The organism is Burkholderia sp. E168m15 (assembly GCF_016586105.1).
Classification (GTDB): Bacteria; Pseudomonadota; Gammaproteobacteria; order Burkholderiales; family Burkholderiaceae; genus Burkholderia; species Burkholderia orbicola.
The window spans coordinates 1-2,294 of the sequence record NZ_BCPO01000231.1; the positions used below are offsets into that span (position 1 = coordinate 1).

The 2,294-nt window shown below is 63.0% G+C and carries 2 protein-coding genes; both read left to right on the top strand.

Annotation, left to right across the window (positions count from 1 at the left end; genetic code table 11):
• Window positions 1-1,466, top strand: a 1,466-nt coding sequence (gene istA / locus JMF86_RS34805) for an IS21 family transposase (protein WP_201317492.1), incomplete at its 5' end; no start/stop codon positions are given.
• Window positions 1,459-2,256, top strand: coding sequence for an IS21-like element helper ATPase IstB (istB, locus tag JMF86_RS34810; protein ID WP_011546518.1), 798 nt, complete (start codon window positions 1,459-1,461; stop codon window positions 2,254-2,256). The genes istA and istB, both read left to right, overlap by 8 nt.
• The last annotated feature ends 38 nt before the right edge of the window (window positions 2,257-2,294 follow it).

Sequence of the window (2,294 nt, forward strand, 5' to 3'; positions counted from 1 at the left end):
AGAAGGTCCCGCTGCGCGAGATTGCGCGGCGTACGGGCCTGTCCCGAAACACAGTGCGCCGCTGGCTGCGGCAGACTGATGCCGTCGAGCCGAAGTATCCGAAGCGCGTCAGCCCGAGCGTCATCGACGACTGGGCCGCACAGCTGACAGGTTGGCTGCGTGCCGACAGTCATCGCCCGAAGCGTGACCGGCGCACCGCCCGGTTCATGTTCGAGGCGATCCGCGCCGAGGGTTACGCCGGCAGCTACGGCCGCGTGAGCGCGTTCGTGAGGCGTTGGCACGAGGAGCAGGCTGAGGCGCCTCGCAGGAAGGCCTTCGTGCCGCTCGCCTTCGAACCCGGCGAAGCCTTCCAGTTTGACTGGAGCTGCGAATACGCGTTTGTTGGCGGGCTACGGCGACGCCTGGAGGTCGCCCACGTCAAACTTAACTCCAGCCGCGCGTTCTGGCTCGTCGCCTATCCCACCCAGAGTCACGAGATGCTGTTCGACGCACACGCCCGCGCATTCGCCGCGTTCGGCGGCGTGCCCCGGCGCGGCATCTACGACAACATGAAGACCGCTGTGGACAAGGTTGGCCGCGGCAAGGAGCGTGCGGTCAACGCGCGCTTCGAAGCAATGTGCAGTCACTACCTGTTCGAGCCAGAGTTCTGCAATCGGGCGGCAGGTTGGGAGAAAGGCATCGTCGAGAAGAACGTTCAGGACCGGCGGCGTCAGATCTGGCACGAAGCATCGCTACGGCGCTGGGAAACGCTGGAGATCCTAAACGAATGGGTCGCTGGTCAGTGTCGTGAGGCGTGGCACATGCGGCACCCGCAGTGGCCTGAGCTGACAGTCGAGGATGTGCTGCAGGACGAGCGTACCCGGCTGATGCCCAATCCACGGCCGTTCGACGGCTATGTCGAGCAGACCCTGCGAGTCTCGTCGACCAGCCTGATTCACTTCCAACGCAACCGCTACAGCGTGCCCACCGAGTACACGAACCAGTTGGTGAGCGTGCGCTGCTATCCGGCATATCTCAGCGTCGTCGTCAACGCCCAGGAGATCGCACGCCACGAACGCAGCTTCGAGCGGCACATGACCTTCTACGATTGGCGCCACTACATCACGCTGGTCGAGCGCAAACCCGGCGCACTGCGCAACGGCGCACCGTTCATCACGATGCCGCAGCCGCTGCAACTGCTGCAGCGGCATCTGCTGAAACACCCGGGCGGCGATCGCGTCATGACGCAGGTGCTCGCTGCGGTGCGCGAACACGGGCTCGATGCGGTGCTGCTCGCCGTACAGGCTGCGCTGGATTCAGGACGCCCCAGCGCAGAGCACGTCCTGAACGTGCTGAGCCGGCTGAAGGCGCCCGTCACGAATGGCAGGCTCGCCACGACGAAACTCCAGCTCAAGGAAGAGCCCGCGGCCGACGTGGGCCGTTACGAGACGCTGCGCGCCAACCCACCGGAGGATCGTCATGTCTAACGATATCGCGGCCCAGCTCAAGGGTCTTAAACTGCACGGCATGGCGAGCACATGGCCGGAGCTGCTCGCGCAGTCGCGTCACACTGACTTCGAGCCGGAGCGCTTCATGAAGCAGCTGTTGATGGCTGAAACCGCCGAACGGCAGGTGCGCTCGATCGCCTATCAAATGACCGCTGCGCGCTTCCCGGCACACCGCGACCTGAAGGGCTTCGACTTCGCGCAGGCACACGTCGACGAAGCGCTGGTGCGCGAACTGAGCGAGCTGTCGTTCCTCGCAAGCGCGCACAACGTCGTGTTCATCGGTGGTCCGGGCACTGGCAAGACGCACCTCGCCTCAGCGATCGGAATCGAAGCCGTACAGCGCCACGGCAAGCGTGTGCGCTACTTCTCGACCGTCGAGCTGACCAACGCCCTGGAGCAGGAGAAGTCCATCGGCAAACAAGGCCAGATTGCCCACAAGCTGATGTACGTCGATCTGGTGATCCTCGACGAACTGGGCTATCTGCCGTTCAGCCAGACCGGCGGTGCATTGCTGTTCCATCTGCTCTCAAAGCTATACGAGCACACGAGCGTCGCGATCACGACCAATCTCAGCTTCGGCGAGTGGGCGAGCGTGTTCGGCGATGCAAAGATGACGACAGCGCTGCTGGACCGCGTCACCCATCACTGCCACATCGTCGAAACGGGCAATGAATCGTGGCGCTTCAGGACCAGTTCTGCCAAGGCAAAGACAACAAGAAAAAGAGCGGAAAAACCAGCGGGTAACGAAGAGTTATCCACACCGGAATAGATGTACTACGCTGTCTCGGGGTGGGTCAGATTTAGATG